The organism is Citrobacter sp. 172116965, from assembly GCF_013458095.1.
GTDB classification, from domain to species: Bacteria; Pseudomonadota; Gammaproteobacteria; order Enterobacterales; family Enterobacteriaceae; genus Citrobacter; species Citrobacter braakii.
The window spans coordinates 2,115,094-2,128,999 of record NZ_CP046673.1; the positions used below are offsets into that span (position 1 = coordinate 2,115,094).

The 13,906-nt window shown below is 51.0% G+C and carries 24 protein-coding genes and 1 pseudogene; 24 read left to right on the top strand and 1 reads right to left on the bottom strand.

Annotated elements, in window-relative coordinates:
* The first annotated feature begins 7 nt into the window (after positions 1-7).
* From GPJ68_RS10045 to GPJ68_RS10110, 16 genes and pseudogenes are all read left to right on the top strand, one after another.
* Positions 8-319 carry a hypothetical protein gene (locus tag GPJ68_RS10045; RefSeq protein ID WP_180837284.1) on the top strand — a complete coding sequence of 104 codons (312 nt, stop codon included), beginning with the start codon at positions 8-10 and terminating at the stop codon, positions 317-319.
* Positions 316-900: a hypothetical protein gene (locus GPJ68_RS10050; RefSeq protein WP_180837438.1), complete on the top strand. Its 585-nt coding sequence runs from the start codon at positions 316-318 to the stop codon at positions 898-900. Before GPJ68_RS10045 ends, GPJ68_RS10050 begins: the two co-directional genes overlap by 4 nt.
* A complete protein-coding gene (locus GPJ68_RS10055) occupies positions 897-1,544 on the top strand; it encodes a hypothetical protein (RefSeq protein WP_180837286.1) in 648 nt (215 codons plus the stop codon). The genes GPJ68_RS10050 and GPJ68_RS10055 overlap by 4 nt, the downstream gene beginning before the upstream one ends.
* A complete protein-coding gene (locus tag GPJ68_RS10060; RefSeq protein ID WP_126957843.1) occupies positions 1,541-1,945 on the top strand; it encodes an ead/Ea22-like family protein in 405 nt (134 codons plus the stop codon). The genes GPJ68_RS10055 and GPJ68_RS10060 overlap by 4 nt, the downstream gene beginning before the upstream one ends.
* 275 nt (positions 1,946-2,220) lie before the next feature.
* Positions 2,221-3,012, top strand: a complete 792-nt coding sequence (locus tag GPJ68_RS10065; protein ID WP_176350147.1) for a hypothetical protein — start codon at positions 2,221-2,223, stop codon at positions 3,010-3,012.
* 127 nt (positions 3,013-3,139) lie between these two features.
* Positions 3,140-3,307, top strand: a complete 168-nt coding sequence (locus GPJ68_RS25130; RefSeq protein WP_071524449.1) for a hypothetical protein — start codon at positions 3,140-3,142, stop codon at positions 3,305-3,307.
* Between the two features lie 61 nt (positions 3,308-3,368).
* Positions 3,369-3,467: pseudogene (locus GPJ68_RS25345) on the top strand (DNA methyltransferase); the annotation flags it as partial.
* Between the two features lie 145 nt (positions 3,468-3,612).
* On the top strand, positions 3,613-3,846 hold the full coding sequence (locus GPJ68_RS10070) for a DinI family protein (protein WP_016236996.1): 234 nt from the start codon (positions 3,613-3,615) through the stop codon (positions 3,844-3,846).
* 117 nt (positions 3,847-3,963) lie between these two features.
* Positions 3,964-4,212 (top strand): hypothetical protein, encoded by a 249-nt coding sequence (locus GPJ68_RS10075; RefSeq protein ID WP_097463818.1) that lies wholly within the window; start codon positions 3,964-3,966, stop codon positions 4,210-4,212.
* Between the two features lie 34 nt (positions 4,213-4,246).
* Complete coding sequence (locus tag GPJ68_RS10080) at positions 4,247-4,846, top strand: DUF1367 family protein (protein WP_064545070.1); 600 nt, start codon at positions 4,247-4,249, stop codon at positions 4,844-4,846.
* 5 nt (positions 4,847-4,851) lie between these two features.
* Positions 4,852-5,379 carry an HNH endonuclease gene (locus tag GPJ68_RS10085; RefSeq protein WP_180837288.1) on the top strand — a complete coding sequence of 176 codons (528 nt, stop codon included), beginning with the start codon at positions 4,852-4,854 and terminating at the stop codon, positions 5,377-5,379.
* Complete coding sequence (locus GPJ68_RS10090) at positions 5,376-5,576, top strand: hypothetical protein (protein ID WP_180837291.1); 201 nt, start codon at positions 5,376-5,378, stop codon at positions 5,574-5,576. The genes GPJ68_RS10085 and GPJ68_RS10090 overlap by 4 nt, the downstream gene beginning before the upstream one ends.
* A gap of 2 nt (positions 5,577-5,578) precedes the next feature.
* Entirely contained in the window at positions 5,579-6,187 is a 609-nt protein-coding gene (locus tag GPJ68_RS10095; protein ID WP_060683712.1) for a recombination protein NinG, read from the top strand.
* The gene (locus GPJ68_RS10100) at positions 6,184-6,324 is read left to right on the top strand and encodes a YlcG family protein (protein WP_180837293.1); all 141 of its coding nucleotides are present in this window, start codon (positions 6,184-6,186) and stop codon (positions 6,322-6,324) included. Before GPJ68_RS10095 ends, GPJ68_RS10100 begins: the two co-directional genes overlap by 4 nt.
* A complete protein-coding gene (locus GPJ68_RS10105; RefSeq protein WP_180837295.1) occupies positions 6,321-7,103 on the top strand; it encodes an antitermination protein in 783 nt (260 codons plus the stop codon). Before GPJ68_RS10100 ends, GPJ68_RS10105 begins: the two co-directional genes overlap by 4 nt.
* A 204-nt stretch (positions 7,104-7,307) precedes the next feature.
* The gene (locus GPJ68_RS10110) at positions 7,308-7,877 is read left to right on the top strand and encodes a hypothetical protein (protein ID WP_016156697.1); all 570 of its coding nucleotides are present in this window, start codon (positions 7,308-7,310) and stop codon (positions 7,875-7,877) included.
* Here GPJ68_RS10110 and GPJ68_RS10115 read toward each other — a convergent pair.
* Complete coding sequence (locus GPJ68_RS10115) at positions 7,858-8,007, bottom strand: hypothetical protein (protein WP_162842358.1); 150 nt, start codon at positions 8,005-8,007, stop codon at positions 7,858-7,860. The genes GPJ68_RS10110 and GPJ68_RS10115 overlap by 20 nt on opposite strands.
* Positions 8,008-8,243: 236 nt before the next feature.
* On the opposite strand from GPJ68_RS10115, the gene GPJ68_RS10120 reads away from it, so the two are divergent.
* The 8 genes from GPJ68_RS10120 (at position 8,244) to GPJ68_RS10150 (ending at position 13,900) form a co-directional block, all read left to right on the top strand.
* Complete coding sequence (locus GPJ68_RS10120) at positions 8,244-8,576, top strand: phage holin, lambda family (RefSeq protein WP_110498816.1); 333 nt, start codon at positions 8,244-8,246, stop codon at positions 8,574-8,576.
* Positions 8,560-9,048 carry a TIGR02594 family protein gene (locus GPJ68_RS10125; RefSeq protein WP_048240885.1) on the top strand — a complete coding sequence of 163 codons (489 nt, stop codon included), beginning with the start codon at positions 8,560-8,562 and terminating at the stop codon, positions 9,046-9,048. Before GPJ68_RS10120 ends, GPJ68_RS10125 begins: the two co-directional genes overlap by 17 nt.
* Positions 9,045-9,608 (top strand): hypothetical protein, encoded by a 564-nt coding sequence (locus GPJ68_RS10130; protein ID WP_080398151.1) that lies wholly within the window; start codon positions 9,045-9,047, stop codon positions 9,606-9,608. Before GPJ68_RS10125 ends, GPJ68_RS10130 begins: the two co-directional genes overlap by 4 nt.
* A gap of 126 nt (positions 9,609-9,734) precedes the next feature.
* Positions 9,735-9,899, top strand: a complete 165-nt coding sequence (locus tag GPJ68_RS24970; protein WP_215532526.1) for a YnfU family zinc-binding protein — start codon at positions 9,735-9,737, stop codon at positions 9,897-9,899.
* 66 nt (positions 9,900-9,965) lie between these two features.
* Positions 9,966-10,163, top strand: coding sequence for a hypothetical protein (locus GPJ68_RS10135; protein WP_072667363.1), 198 nt, complete (start codon positions 9,966-9,968; stop codon positions 10,161-10,163).
* Positions 10,164-10,225: 62 nt separating this feature from the next.
* A complete protein-coding gene (locus GPJ68_RS10140; protein WP_180837296.1) occupies positions 10,226-11,224 on the top strand; it encodes a terminase small subunit in 999 nt (332 codons plus the stop codon).
* On the top strand, positions 11,190-12,608 hold the full coding sequence (gene terL, locus GPJ68_RS10145) for a phage terminase large subunit (protein WP_180837298.1): 1,419 nt from the start codon (positions 11,190-11,192) through the stop codon (positions 12,606-12,608). Before GPJ68_RS10140 ends, terL begins: the two co-directional genes overlap by 35 nt.
* Positions 12,608-13,900 (top strand): DUF1073 domain-containing protein, encoded by a 1,293-nt coding sequence (locus tag GPJ68_RS10150; protein ID WP_137398765.1) that lies wholly within the window; start codon positions 12,608-12,610, stop codon positions 13,898-13,900. The genes terL and GPJ68_RS10150 overlap by 1 nt, the downstream gene beginning before the upstream one ends.
* The last annotated feature ends 6 nt before the right edge of the window (positions 13,901-13,906 follow it).

Genomic DNA, 13,906 nt, shown 5'->3' on the forward strand with positions numbered 1-13,906 from the left:
AATCACTATGGCAAGCAAATCACTATGGGCAATTGTCGATTTCCTTCGGGTTAACCAGACCATAACCCCGCGTCAGGTTCAGAACTTGCTGGGATGCGACTGCAAGAAAGCACACAACCTGCTGCTTCACCTGACACGCAAAGCGGTAGTAATCCGCACTGGCGAACCACATCGCCCGGTCTATTCACTTCAGCCCGGCGGGGAGTTGAACATTAAGCAGCTCAAATCGAACATGAGCAAAAACATGGTCACATCAGTTTGCCGCACAAGTCCGGCTATGCAGCGGGTTCTGGCGTTTTACGGGAGGGTATCAGCATGAGCAGCAGAGAAAAATTTGAGCAAGCCATTAAGGCTCGTTTCGGCGACTTGATTGATTACCGGGTATGCAAAAACTCTGATGGCGAGTACATGGCCTGGGATATGCAGGTTGCATGGTGGGCATGGCAAGCATCAGAAGCATCCACGGCAGTACAGCTCGCTAACGCCGAGAGCAAGTGCAGGGAGCTGGCTGCTGAGAATGGGGTTAAACAGGAGTTCATCAAAACCTGCTTCCGCGCAGCTGCTGATGGGGGCTCTATGGATGGCGATGATATTCAGAAACTTGGTGAGCGTCTTGGTTTGTTCGGACGTGAAATCTACCAGCCAGTACTGCACGGATATATCTGCGGGCATGAGGCTGGAGAGGATACCGTTTACGTCATGAAGAAAACCCCAGCCACCGACGCTTTCCTGGCTGAAGTGCGGGCCTGCACACTCGACGAATTTGCCAAAGCTCAGGATGAGCAAGCCAAAAAATATTATGAGATTTCCCCTGGTTGCTCAGGCCAAAACGAATGCCAATTCGCGGCTGGTCAGGCGTTGTATTACGCAGAATGCCTTCGCAAAGGAGCCGCGCAATGAGCAACCGATTCTACATGCTGTGCACACGCGAAACCGTTGGGAGCAACGCGTCATTCCATTGCCATAACGGCAACGGATATAGCTCAAACATCGACCGCGCTCACGTGTATACCCGCGAAGAGGCACAACACAGCTGGGATTTAGGCAGAGAGATTGATCAGCCAGTTTGCGCAGACAGCGTTGATTCCTTGGCTACCTGGCATGTCGACTGCCAGTACATTCCTGCTGAAAGTGTTATTGAGCCCGGATGCGAGGCCTACGTGGCCTACAAAAAAGGAAGCTGGAACGGCAACGATGTGTACTGGCTGCAACATGGCGGACTTCCAACAGATGACTTCAGTAAGGCATTCATTTTTGTTTCCGCTAACACAGCGGAGCCTGGAATTGTCTGGATTCCTTTTGCCTTGGCTGACAAGGCTAAGCGCCGCACATTCAGCATCAATGAATTTAATCGCCGCACCATGGTACAGGCGGCAGGGCTGGTTATGCCTGAATGGTTGAAAAAACAAAACCGCAGGAAAAAGGCGCGAAGCGGAAAGGTTCTCTGGAATTGCCCGCACTGCGGAAAAATCAGTTGGCAGTACAACCCATATGATTTTGAAGGTTGCCGCGACTACTCATGCGAAGGATGGAGACCCCAATGACAGCACTCAACAAACAGGCGTTGCGTGAAGCGGCCAATGCCGCAAACATAGCTTCATGGGGTAAATGGGAGTCGTATAAGCCACACAAAGGCGCGAGAGGATATGAAGTAAAAGTTGGTGCAAAAGCGGTTGCCCAACACTGCCTTAAAGTTGATTCGGCATTCATCGCTGCCGCTAACCCGTCCACCGTTCTGGCGCTGCTGGATGAACTGGAAGCCGCAGAGAAGCGCATAGCAGAACTGTCTGCGAGCCATAGCAAATTGCGCGACGCAATGGCGGCAATCCACAACACAATCCGAATGGATGGCGGCTATACGCCACTGGCAGCAATACTGAACGCCGCTAAGCGCGCACATGAAGAATCTGCCACCGCCGCTGGCATTGGCGTGAAGGGGGAGTGAGAGATGAGCAAATTTACAGACGTACATGACCTGTTAACCGCGTACCAGAAACAAGCTCGGAAGATACCAGCTAAGGGTGTTTATGCCTCAAGGCATCGTCAGGTTGAAGTGAATTCGGCGCACGTGCGCAAGATAATGCGCAAGCGTCGGCGGTCAGTCGGCAAGTCAAATAAACTCGGATGTCGCTTTACGGCGGAAATGCGCGTAGCACTGATTTGCGATATGAATTTTTGGGCTCTGGTATGTCGCTCTAACCGTAATCAGGAGCATGCATCATGACAACTAACCACCCGGCGCACGGTCCTGTATCACTCGATCGCCTGCACCAGATAAGCGAAATACTCAGCAAGGCAGCAGCACAAAGTGACGGCGGTAATCTCGGCTACGCAATGGCTGATGCTGTGAAGGTGATTGATGGGGCTATTGCAGCGTTTGGTGCTGAGCCTGTGGCGTGGCGATGGTTCCACCTAAATCAATGGCATGTTACCAATGATGAGGAGCGAGCAAGGGATTTGGCTTGGGATGGCGTCAAAGTGATACCGCTCTACACTGCCCCGCCAGCGCAGGTAGTGCCGGAGAATTGCGTAACAGCAGAACACCGTCGCGTTATTGAAATGCTGCTCAATATTTGCGGGGCCGCATTCGAACTCGCAGATGATAGCTGTCAGCAAGATGTTGATGGCGAAGAGTGCCACGTTGTTCCAGACGACGCATTTCAGAAGCTAAGTGATGCGCTGGGCGAAATCGAAAACACTCTCCCGACAGAAGATGTCGACAGGCCAGACGTATTTCTTGCCTGGTCGGCAATGCCAAGGGCAGCGCTGAAATCTATTCTCCAGGCTGGCAACTCTCCGGTAACTCCGGATGGTTGGCAGTTGGTTCCAAAAGAGCCAACGGAGGCTATGAATAAAGCAGGATGGGCAGCAATGAACGAACATGATGCCATTAACCCGACATACAGGGCTATGCTCGCAGCAGCACCTCAGCAGGACGTGAGGTTAGCATTGGAAATCGGCATGTCCCGTTACGCAGGGGCTATGCAAAAACTCGCAGATGCTGGTGATTGATATAACCTGCCATACAAGCGATATGTGAATTCCCATATCGACAATATAACCCGCTACGGCGGGTTTTCTTTTTCGCTTCATCGATCCCTGCTACGATTCACTTACTTTTACTGATGGGAATAGGGATATGAAGAAAGTTCTTGTTGTTTTATTGGTGTCACTTTTTTCACTGACAGCAACGGCAGCAAACAAGCCATGCTCAGGTAAGAAAGGCGGAATATCGCATTGTTCGGGTGAAAAATTTGTTTGTAATGATGGCTCTATCAGCAAGTCCAAGAAGGTTTGCCAGAAATAGTTATCAATAAATAGCACTCACCATCAAAATTAAACCCGCTACGGCGGGTTTTTTCTTTCTGGTAGCGGGCTGTGGTAACGCTGTGCCTCCAGCGCTCGCTGAGGCGCTGGTGCGTGCTAATTTGCCGGAGCTTTGTCAGCAGAAACAAATAGCGGCTTAATAAAACATTGCTAATTCAACCCGCTACGGCGGGTTTTCTTTTTTTACTACTGACAGAAAATTAACAATTTGTGCTCTTAAAACGTTGATCATTTCCGTGCATAGGTATACTGTATAAAAACACAGTACATGCAATGGAGGCCATTATGAAAGTTGAATTAACCATTGATCGCATGAAAGAACTTCCTAAAGGCGCAGTACCAGCACTGGAGAAAGAACTGCTTAAGCGCCTGAATGATCACTATGACAATTGCAGGCTCACAATCCGCCGTGCCGGGTCCGATGGGTTAAGTGTTTTTGGTGGCGACAAGGACGATAAAAAGAAAATTGAATCAATCCTCCAGGATACCTGGGAAAGCGCTGACGACTGGTTTTATTAGAATTGCGCTTAAGGCTGGCGCGCATTTTTCAGAATACCGCAATTTGCGTAACCCTCTGATGCTGCTGCCGACAATCTTTAATCGCGTCTGTTAGTCGCTCGAAGGGAGAACATAAATGTGAGTGATTCAGCTTTGCAAACGTCAGAAGACAACTGGTATGACATTGTAAGAAGGTCTGACGGCTGCGTGGTGTTTAGCTTTCCTTCATCGGGCAGGCATCTAATTTATCGCGTCAATGGCATGGTTTCTATGCGGCCTTTGCTGGATGATGAAGAGGTCTTTACTCCTAATGGTTTTATGCAGTTTATTCACCGTCTCGGCTACCGGGTAATCCCACCTTCTGATAATATGAAATCAACGGTCTGAACAACCGTAACCTACTGCGCCACGGAGAGAAACCATGGCGCACGAACTACAACTCATCAAGCAATCTTCAGGAATCCTGATCCCGGCCACTCCCGAGACCAGCGATATTCTGCAATCAAAAATCAAACTCGGTGCCGTACTGGTAGCCGAATTTCGTCAGGTGAGGAATCCCGCTTTCCATCGCCGTTTCTTTGCGCTCCTGAATCTCGGGTTTGAATACTGGGAACCTACTGGCGGGGCGATCTCCTCCAACGAACGCAAGCTGGTAACCGGGTACGCTAAATTCCTTGCCTCATTCGCGGGAAGCGAAGCAGCACTCCTGGATGCTGCCGAGCAGTATCTGGACCGCATCGCCGATAAGCGCGCCGGTAGCATCAGCATCTGCAAATCCTATGATGCTTATCGCGCCTGGGTGATCGTCGAGTCTGGTCACTATGACGCTATTCAGCTTCCTGACGGAACACTTCGCAAACATCCCCGCAGTATTGCCTTCGCTAACATGGACGAAACCGAGTTCCAGCAACTGTACAAAGCCGCGCTCGATGTTCTGTGGCGCTGGGTATTGTCCCGGGCATTCAAGACTCAGCGAGAAGCGGAAAACGCCGCATCGCAGCTCATGAGCTTTGCGGGGTGATGACGATGAAAAAAAATGAAAAGCAACTAACCGTAGGGCAACTGAAAGAGTTGCTTCACTACAACCCTGAAACTGGTGTTTTCACATGGGCTAGGAGTGTGGGGCAGCGAGCTCGGATTGGTCGTGTCGCTGGCTCTAAAGTTCCTTCTGGCTACATCAAAATAAGTGTGTCCAAGAGGGTTTACTCTGCGCATCGCTTGGCATGGTTATACATGACAGGTAGTTGGCCTGAAAATGAAATTGACCATGTTGATAATAACCCTTCAAACAACGCTTTCAGCAATCTGCGTGCTGCAACGAAATCTCAAAATGCGCAGAACAGAGGTAATAGGAAAGGAACGGTTAGTCGCTTCAAGGGCGTTATCTTTGATACCCAACGCCAAAAATGGGTTGCATGCATATGGCTGAAGGAACTTAAAAAGAACAAGCGAATTGGTTCTTTTTCTTCAGAGGAAGAGGCTGCAAAAGCCTATCGTTCTGAGGCTGAAGTTTTGCATGGCGAATTTTTCAAAGTACCGGAGTATCAGCGATGAAATACTCCTTTTTCCACCATCACGAATGCACAACCGAGCAGGCCGACGAGCTGGTGGCCAGTTACCGCCGTCGTGGCGCCACGGTAGAACGCAGCCTTAATCGCGACAACATCACCTGGACTGTCAGCGTGCAGTTGCCGGAAAGCGAGAAAGCGCCGCGCCCGAGTAAGGTCTGGCAAAACAGGGCGTGGGGTTGAGCATGGCTAAGCTACCGCGCCGTAAGTGCGCCAACAAAGAATGCCGCCAGTGGTTTCACCCGGTGCGTGATACGCAGACTGTCTGCGGTTATGAGTGCGCCAGCGCTGTCGGCAAAGAGCAGACCAGAAAAGCCCGTGAAGACGCTAAGCGCAAAGAGTCCGCCAAACAGCGCGCTACTGAGAAGAAAGAGCGAGCCGCCTGGCGCCAGCGTAAAGCTGCGGTTAAGCCGCTGAAGCACTGGGAAGATTTAACGCAGCGTGTAGTCAATGACTATATTCGCGAGCGTGACCATGATTTGCCATGCATCAGTTGTGGGACGTTCGACACCGTCCAGTGGGAAGCCGGGCATTACCGCTCACGTGGGAAAGCGTCACATCTCCGCTATCACGAAGACAATATCCGTAAACAGTGCCACCACTGTAACGTTCAGCTGTCGGGCAATCAGCAGCAGTACCGCCTTGGCCTTATAGAGAAAATTGGAGCTGAACGCGTTGAGGCGCTCGAAAACAATAACACCCCGCACCGATACACCATCGAAGAACTCGAAGCCATCAGAAAGCATTACAGCGCGCTGAGGCGACAACTCGTCAAAGCAAGGGAGGCAGCGTGACATTTGAAACCTATTTTGCCGATCACCTCCGCGTTCGTTGGCAACGATTGCGCTTATATCACTTTCCCGGCTCTGTGCTGTCGGACTACCGAATACTGAAGAATTACGTGAAAACTTATGCTGGAGAAGCGCTATGAACCTTGAAAACACAGTGAAATACCACTTCGCAAAATCCACGCTGATTAGCGATTCTCCGCGCGCTACCGCCTCCGATTCACTGACCGGTACCGACATCATGGCGGCAATAGGCATGACTCAGGAACGCGCTGCTATGGGGTACAGTGCTTTCCTCGGCAAGATGGGCATAAGCAATAACGACCGGGATCGGGCTATCGGACTGCTGGCTGAGTACGCGATGACCAAATGTGACAAGGTTGCCGCGCTGCGTAAGTTGGATTTCGGGGTTAAGCCTCAGGTGATGCACCAGTTGGCCACCTTCGCATTTGAGGATTATTCCCGCAGCGCAGCCAGTGTGAAGCAGTGCGATTGTTGTGACGGTCAGGGCTTCATTGAGGCTGACGTGTTTACCAATAAATTCCGTAAGCCAGAAGGGAAAATGACCGTGTCCGGGATGGTGAAGGTCAAAGAATCCATCAAAGTGCTATGCAAAAAGTGTAATGGCTCTGGTGTGGTTAGTGCTTCGTGCAGTGATTGCCATGGGCGCGGCAAGGCAGTGAACCAGGCTCTTACTGAGAAACAGGGCGTTCCTGTTCTGGCTGACTGTAAGCGCTGCGGAGGGCGTGGGTATGAACGACTTCCGTCGACTGAAGCCTATGCTGCTGTATGCCAGATTACTGACGCCATTAGCCTGGACACCTGGAAAAAGTCTGTTAAGCCATTCTACGACCTGCTGATCACGAAATTTGATATCGAAGAGGCCTGGGCCGAAAAACAGCTTAAGCAGATAACGCGGTAACGCCTATAGCGATAGCCTATGATTTTGTCTTGGGCTATTTACTTTTCCCGAATCTGTGTTAGTTTTGTCCCAACGATGGGTTAATGCCTTCGTTTCAAGCCCTGCGGATAACACCGTGGGGCTTTTTGCGTTTCTGGAGACAGCAATACCAAGGTTCGAGACATTCAGGTAAAATTGATGCATTACAGGATGTGAGGTTGGGGAATGAATAATCTACCCGATGATTACTTTTTGGATGCGGACGACGAACTCGTTGCTTTTCTGGAGAAGCAGGGCGAGGATTGTATACGCGAAATTCACCAGTCCAACGCACTAAACAAAGAAAATGGCCAGAAGTTATTGAGTATACTCATTGCTGGCGTGGGCTCGTCATTTTTGTTATTAACGCAACGCACAGGTTTTGATTACCTCACCGCTGGAATGTCTGTTTTTTTAGTCTACTGGGCAATGTGTGCGGCTTATCTTGTTCGCTGCGTCCTCGTTGTAAGGTCACGAGCTCTCGTGTCATCGACACCCTTTGCGCTTTACCATGATGGCTATAAAGGGTTTACTGAAGATGATTACACTGGTTTTGAGTCGAAAGGATTTTCAGCAAAGCGTTCAACATTGAACGTCTTGCGGCGCTACCGGCTTGCGGATTTAACCAGAATGGCTGAAATGAGTAAAAAAGAGAATGCCAGAATAGGCCGAGAACTAGAAAGGGTAAGGATCGCTACAATCCTCACCCCTGTTTGTGCACTTGTTATCTCAGTACTTACTTACCTTTTTTTCTGATGTTTTCAGCAGAGTCGGCAACAAAGGTATAACCTGTCCTCAGATTTCTTTCGGCTGGCTGTGGAGCCGGTTTAGGCTGTGGTGCGGGTTGAGGCTTATTTTCTCCAGATGGTTTGTTTGATTCACTCATATAATTCTCCATGTTTGATAGGGTTATTTTTGGCGATTTAACGATATCAAATACAGTGATTTGCTGCTAGAGCATGCACTTATCTATAACTCGCCCCGGCACCCGCTGGGGCTTTTTTATTTCAGGCTCACGGGAATCATCCGCTACGTGCTTTGTTGATAAATCCAGCCCGTGAAGCCTGACCCTTTTCAAACACACAGCGCCATCCGAACTATCGGAGGTGAGAGACTATGAAAATGAACGAAAAAACTCCTGACTTCTGGGCAGAGGTACTGAACGGCCTGAAAAACTCCTGGCCCCAGATATCGGGGGCGTTGTTTGCTGGCCTCATTGCCTACGGTCGCCTGATATATGGCGGTGCCACCCGTAAGAATAAATGGCTTGAGGGCGTCCTTTGTGGCGCTCTTTCTTTATGTATCACCAGTGCGCTTGATGTGGTCGGACTCCCGGTATCGATATCACCGTTTGTTGGCGGTGTGATTGGATTCGTTGGCGTGGACAAACTGCGCGAGATCGCTATCAGCGCACTCAGAAAAAGGGCAGGGGTGAACGATGACAATCAGCAATGAACCGCGCTGGCTGGTGGAAGCCCGTAAATACATGGGGCAGATGGAAATTAAAGGCCCGCGACACAATCCGTTAATCCTCCAGTTCTGGAAGGACATTAAACGAGGTGGAATTAAAGATGATGAAACGCCCTGGTGTGCCGCTTACGTCGGGTCGATGCTTGAGCGCGTCGGAATCAAATCCACCCGTTTCGAGTCTGCAAAATCCTATCTCAACTGGGGCGTCGAACTTCGCGAGCCAGCCTATGGATGTGTGGTGGTATTCAGTCGCGACGGCGGCGGCCATGTCGGATTTGTGGTCGGGCAGCACCAGAATGGTGACCTGATGGTCCTCGGTGGTAATCAGTCCGACGCTATCAATATTCGTGCATTCTCACGTTCCCGCGTGACGGGTTATCGTTGGCCGGTTAACGAGCCGAGGGATAGCCGCATGTTACCGTTGATGAATGGCACCAGTTCGGTGAAAGAATCATGATTGAAGCTCTACTCGCATCACTGAAAACGTCATGGCGCTGGTGGCTGGTAATTATCGCGGTGGTTATTGTCGTTGGCGCTGTCGCTATTCTCGGTGTTCTGCTGGCACACAGCCAGGCTGACCTGAGCACAGCGCAAAGCGATAAGCGAGTTCTGGAGCATGATAACGCGCTACAGGGACGGGTTATCGCGGTGCAGGCTTTCAACTTCAACCGCTTCAATCAGGTGGCTGAGAATGCCAGCCGCCTTAATTCGTTGATCGATGCAGGTACCGAAAAGACTGTCATCGAATACCGGGAGATTCTTCGACGTGAAAAAACTTGTGACCTGCCTGTTCCTGCTGATGTCGCTGGTGGGTTGCTCGACTACGCGAACCGTTTACGTACCGGGGCAATGCACACCGATTCCGGGAGCGCTGACGCAGCCAGTGATAACGCCACTACCGCCAGCACCCTGACATATTGCCAGGCTGTTCTATGGATTAAGCCGTTGCTGGCTGCTATTGAAAAAGCGAATAACCAACTGGCAGGAATACGCCGGATCGAACAGGAACGGCAATAGCATTACAGCAGGCATTCACTGAGTGCCTGCGACAAAGCTAAATGGCATCAAGCATGCGATGATGATTGATTAATAATTGAGCTATGCATGGTATAATAAGCCCCATTCATTAAAAGGTCAGCCATCATGTCATTCTTCGATTACGCAATGCAGCGTGTTGGGCTTGTAGCCAATATGACTGTCACGTGTCCGATATGTGGACATAAATCTACTCAGTCGACCACGAAAGTACGTCAGCAACAGGTATTACTTTGCCCAAAGTGTAAATCGCTTTTTATCATTCACAGGTAGTCGGTCGCGATACAAATAACCCCAGGCCTCGCAATTGCGGGGCTTTTTAACAACTGAGGTATGCGCATGACAGTAGTTCTTACAGCTACGCAGATTGAAGACCTGGCAGCATTCGCGAAAGAAGATGGCCAGCCACAATACACTATCACTACCGGGACAATCCCTGAGTTCGAAGCTGATGATGGTGAGGTTATCCCCGAATATAAAGGACTACTCGCTTACTCAGATTCACTGGATCACGGTGTATTGCAGCTTGACGACTAACGGCATTACAGCAGGCATTCCATGAGTGTCTGCGATAATGACAAACAGGCAGGTGATCAGATATGGCAAAACCGGACTGGGGAGCACTGCAACACCAGTTCCTCGCCGAGCATGCTAAATCCGGTATTTCCCCCAAAGACTGGTGTGAAGCGCAGGGACTGAATTACACATCTGCGCGGCGCTATATCAAAAAGCCAACTGCGCAAAAAATTGCGCAGAAGAAAGTGCGCAATGCGCAGACTGAACAAGCCCCTACCACTGCGCAGTATGAGCAATCCTCAACTGATGCGCAGACCGATATACAGGAAAGTGCGCAACCCTTCAACCTGCGCAATTACGGCCTTAACGATATGCAGATCAGGTTTGTCGAAGAGTATCTTCTCGATCTGAACAGGACCGCTGCATACACACGGGCTGGCTACAAAGGCGAAGGCAATACGGCTTACGTTAACGCCTCTCGATTGCTAAGAAATGCTAAGGTCAGCCAGGCAATCCGCGACGCGCTGGATGAACGTTCGCGAAGAGTGAAGGTAACGCAGGACGAAGTGTTGAAATGGTGGTGGGACATTGCGACGGCAGACGCCACGCAGCTGACTGAACACCACCGCGGCTGTTGCCGTTACTGCTGGGGGCTCGGTCATAACTACCAATGGCGCGACGCCGTCGAATTCAAGGAAGCCGAGGAAAAGGTTGCCGGGAAGGAAGGAGCCAAGCTACCGCAGGACACTGGCGGCTATGGTTACGACGGCACCGTAGACCCGAACCCGGATTGCCCGCGCTGCAATGGCGTCGGCATCGGTCGCTCTGTATTTCACGACACGCGTGATTTAACTGGTGCGGAGCGGCGATTATTCGCTGGGATTAAAGAGGGCAAATCTGGCCTTGAGGTCATCACCCGTAATCAGGATGAAGCAATGAAGATGGTGGCCCAACACCTCGGCATGCTGAAAACAAAAACCGAACTGAGCGGGCCGAATGGTGAGCCCATACAGCATAATCACACAGTAAGCGCGGAGGATCTGACTGATGAGCAGCTCGCCGCAATTATCGCTGGTAAGTAAGCAGGAAGCAGCGGCAGAGTTACTCAAGCGGCGCAACGCCAGGGCCAGCCTTCACGACTTTATTCAGTACATCAACCCCGAATATATAACCAGCAAGTTCTCGCAAACGGTTTGCGAAGCTCTGGATCAGTTCCTGCTGGATATGATGAATGGAGTGCGCCCGATACTGATTCTCGGTGCGCCGCCGCAGCATGGTAAATCGGATATCGTTTCGCGTTACCTGCCAGCGTATTTCTTCGGAAAGTACCCGGAAATGCGTGTGGGCGCGCTGTCGTACTCTGCTGACCTGGCTGGAGACATGAACGCCGATGTTCAGCGCATTATGTCCACGCAGGAATACCGCAACATATTCCCGGGCGCATGGCTGGGTAATAAGCCCGACGATGGTGTCGCCGTAAAGCGTAACACCGACGAATTCGGCATAGCCAACCATAAGGGGACGTATGTTTGTGCCGGTGTAGGCGGCCCGTTAACGGGTAAGAAAATCGATCTCGGTATCATTGATGACCCGATAAAAAACGCCAAAGAGGCGCTGTCCCCGACTACCAAAAAATCGATCTGGAACTGGTACGTATCCACGTTCAAAACGCGTCTGTCCAAAAACAGTGGCGAAATCATCATGGCGACCCGCTGGGCGACAGATGACCTGTCCGGTCGAGTGGTGGAGAAAACCCCGAAAGCTAAAGTGCTGGCGTTCCCCGCCATCAACGAACGGGGCGAAGCGCTGGTGCCAGACCTGCACCCGATCGACAAGCTGTTAGAGACAAAAGCTATCCTGGGGGATTACTTCTGGTCCGCGATGTATCAGCAGTCACCGAAGCAGGCTGGCGGCTCAATCTTCAAAGATGAGTGGATCAAGTATTACCTCCCGAAAGACTTGCCGACCAACTTCGACATCGTCATCCACAGCTGGGATATGACGTTTAAAGACAGCGAAGGTACTGACTACGTTGTCGGTCAGGTATGGGGTAAAAAGGGCGCCAATGCTTATCTGCTTCATCAGGTACGAGCCCGCATGAGTTTCACCGCAACGCTTAAAGCCGTTAAACGCATGGCTGACGAATTCCCCAAAGGTTTGCGCAAGCTGGTGGAGGATAAGGCCAACGGCCCGGCAGTTATTGATTCACTGAAAAACACAGTGGCAGGTCTCGTACCTGTCGAACCGGACGGCAGTAAAGTTGCGAGGGCGCATGCGATCACCGCTGTATGGGAAGCGGGTAACGTTTTCCTTCCCCATAAAGACATCGCTCCGTGGATCACCGAGACGGTTGAGGAAATTACCACGTTCCCTGTTGGCGCGAACGATGACGTTGTCGATGCAATGACGCAGGGGTTACGCGATTTGTATCAGAGAAAAACACTCAGCCCACTGGACATCATGTAATGACGAGAAAAAATATCGTTGGTCGTCTGAATGATGGCCTGGTTAGCTTAATGACCTCGCTCGGCGAGAAGATTGGCGCAGTGCGGTATAGCAGCAGTAAGCCTGACGTACCTGATAAAGAGCTGCTCGCGATGTATAAAAAATCGTGGGTGGTTAAAAAGTACATCAACAAAACCGCCGACGACATGCTGAAGTTGCCCCGTAAATTTTCGGGCGATGTCGATAGCTCCATAACCAAGCGCATCGCTGATGCTGAAAAAGAACTGAAATTGAACGCAGTCTTTCACAGCGCGCTGGGATGGGCCTCCCTGCTGGGAGATTCGCTAATCGTGGCTATCACTGATTGTGCCGATGACCAGATAGCCCTGCCGCTCAATTTGCAGAGCGAAGATATCGTTAAATTTCTGGTGTTCCGTAAAGGGGAGTACACGCCGGACAGTAATGTCATCACCGACATACGTTCGGACTGTTTTGGTGAACCGCTGACGTATCAACTTGATGTCGGGACAAAGCAACTCAGGTTTCACCACTCCCGCTGCTGCCGAACGAAGCTTGGAAATCACAGCATCAAGGACCGCGCCAAGTTTGGCACGTCAGACCTACAGGCGCCCTACGAGCACATCAAAACGTTCGACACTGCAATTCTGAGCACCGGCGACACCATTCAGGAGGCAAACGTCGATGTGCTGTTTATCCCCGGCATGAATAACCAGATCGCAGCGGGTCAGGAAGGACAGGTGCGCGAGTACGCCAGGGTGATGAAGGACACCAAATCTTCAACCGGGATGTTATTGATTGATGCTGGTGATACTCAGGCGCAGGGGCGCTATGAGCAAAAAAACGCGCAATTTACCGGGCTGTCGGATGTGATCAGCAAAATGGCGATTGTACTGGCCGGGGCGCTGGACAGACCGATAACGGTTCTGTTTGGTGAGTCGGCCAGCGGGTTCAGCAGCGGCGAGGAAGATAACAAATCCTATTACGAGACGATTAACGGCCTGCAGGAGTCCAGGCTTCGCCCTATGCAGGATTTCGCCGACCAGTTCACACTGGACAAACTCGCCATCACAGAAAGCCTTACCTACGAATATCCGACAATCGACAGCATTAACGAGGCTGACGAAGCTAACCGGTTTAGCCAGTATGCGACGGGCTTCAATACGCTGGTAACGTCGTCAATTCTGACGGAAGAGGTTGCCATCAGGGAGATGGTAAACCGCGGCGTGCTGAAGACTGTTACCGAAGCTGAAATCAAGGCGATAGTCAGCGTCGGGGCGAATGCTGGCTTCTGAGGGGAT

What these genes read in the sequence shown, in the direction of transcription:
- GPJ68_RS10045 (WP_180837284.1), top strand. Translation starts at nt 8, where the DNA reads ATGGCAAGCAAATCACTATGGGCAATTGTCGATTTCCTTCGGGTTAAC.
- GPJ68_RS10050 (WP_180837438.1), top strand. Translation starts at nt 316, where the DNA reads ATGAGCAGCAGAGAAAAATTTGAGCAAGCCATTAAGGCTCGTTTCGGC.
- GPJ68_RS10055 (WP_180837286.1), top strand. Translation starts at nt 897, where the DNA reads ATGAGCAACCGATTCTACATGCTGTGCACACGCGAAACCGTTGGGAGC.
- GPJ68_RS10060 (WP_126957843.1), top strand. Translation starts at nt 1,541, where the DNA reads ATGACAGCACTCAACAAACAGGCGTTGCGTGAAGCGGCCAATGCCGCA.
- GPJ68_RS10065 (WP_176350147.1), top strand. Translation starts at nt 2,221, where the DNA reads ATGACAACTAACCACCCGGCGCACGGTCCTGTATCACTCGATCGCCTG.
- GPJ68_RS25130 (WP_071524449.1), top strand. Translation starts at nt 3,140, where the DNA reads ATGAAGAAAGTTCTTGTTGTTTTATTGGTGTCACTTTTTTCACTGACA.
- GPJ68_RS10070 (WP_016236996.1), top strand. Translation starts at nt 3,613, where the DNA reads ATGAAAGTTGAATTAACCATTGATCGCATGAAAGAACTTCCTAAAGGC.
- GPJ68_RS10080 (WP_064545070.1), top strand. Translation starts at nt 4,247, where the DNA reads ATGGCGCACGAACTACAACTCATCAAGCAATCTTCAGGAATCCTGATC.
- GPJ68_RS10085 (WP_180837288.1), top strand. Translation starts at nt 4,852, where the DNA reads ATGAAAAAAAATGAAAAGCAACTAACCGTAGGGCAACTGAAAGAGTTG.
- GPJ68_RS10090 (WP_180837291.1), top strand. Translation starts at nt 5,376, where the DNA reads ATGAAATACTCCTTTTTCCACCATCACGAATGCACAACCGAGCAGGCC.
- GPJ68_RS10095 (WP_060683712.1), top strand. Translation starts at nt 5,579, where the DNA reads ATGGCTAAGCTACCGCGCCGTAAGTGCGCCAACAAAGAATGCCGCCAG.
- GPJ68_RS10105 (WP_180837295.1), top strand. Translation starts at nt 6,321, where the DNA reads ATGAACCTTGAAAACACAGTGAAATACCACTTCGCAAAATCCACGCTG.
- GPJ68_RS10110 (WP_016156697.1), top strand. Translation starts at nt 7,308, where the DNA reads ATGAATAATCTACCCGATGATTACTTTTTGGATGCGGACGACGAACTC.
- GPJ68_RS10115 (WP_162842358.1), bottom strand. Translation starts at nt 8,007, where the DNA reads ATGAGTGAATCAAACAAACCATCTGGAGAAAATAAGCCTCAACCCGCA.
- GPJ68_RS10120 (WP_110498816.1), top strand. Translation starts at nt 8,244, where the DNA reads ATGAACGAAAAAACTCCTGACTTCTGGGCAGAGGTACTGAACGGCCTG.
- GPJ68_RS10125 (WP_048240885.1), top strand. Translation starts at nt 8,560, where the DNA reads ATGACAATCAGCAATGAACCGCGCTGGCTGGTGGAAGCCCGTAAATAC.
- GPJ68_RS10130 (WP_080398151.1), top strand. Translation starts at nt 9,045, where the DNA reads ATGATTGAAGCTCTACTCGCATCACTGAAAACGTCATGGCGCTGGTGG.
- GPJ68_RS24970 (WP_215532526.1), top strand. Translation starts at nt 9,735, where the DNA reads ATGTCATTCTTCGATTACGCAATGCAGCGTGTTGGGCTTGTAGCCAAT.
- GPJ68_RS10135 (WP_072667363.1), top strand. Translation starts at nt 9,966, where the DNA reads ATGACAGTAGTTCTTACAGCTACGCAGATTGAAGACCTGGCAGCATTC.
- GPJ68_RS10140 (WP_180837296.1), top strand. Translation starts at nt 10,226, where the DNA reads ATGGCAAAACCGGACTGGGGAGCACTGCAACACCAGTTCCTCGCCGAG.
- terL (WP_180837298.1), top strand. Translation starts at nt 11,190, where the DNA reads ATGAGCAGCTCGCCGCAATTATCGCTGGTAAGTAAGCAGGAAGCAGCG.
- GPJ68_RS10150 (WP_137398765.1), top strand. Translation starts at nt 12,608, where the DNA reads ATGACGAGAAAAAATATCGTTGGTCGTCTGAATGATGGCCTGGTTAGC.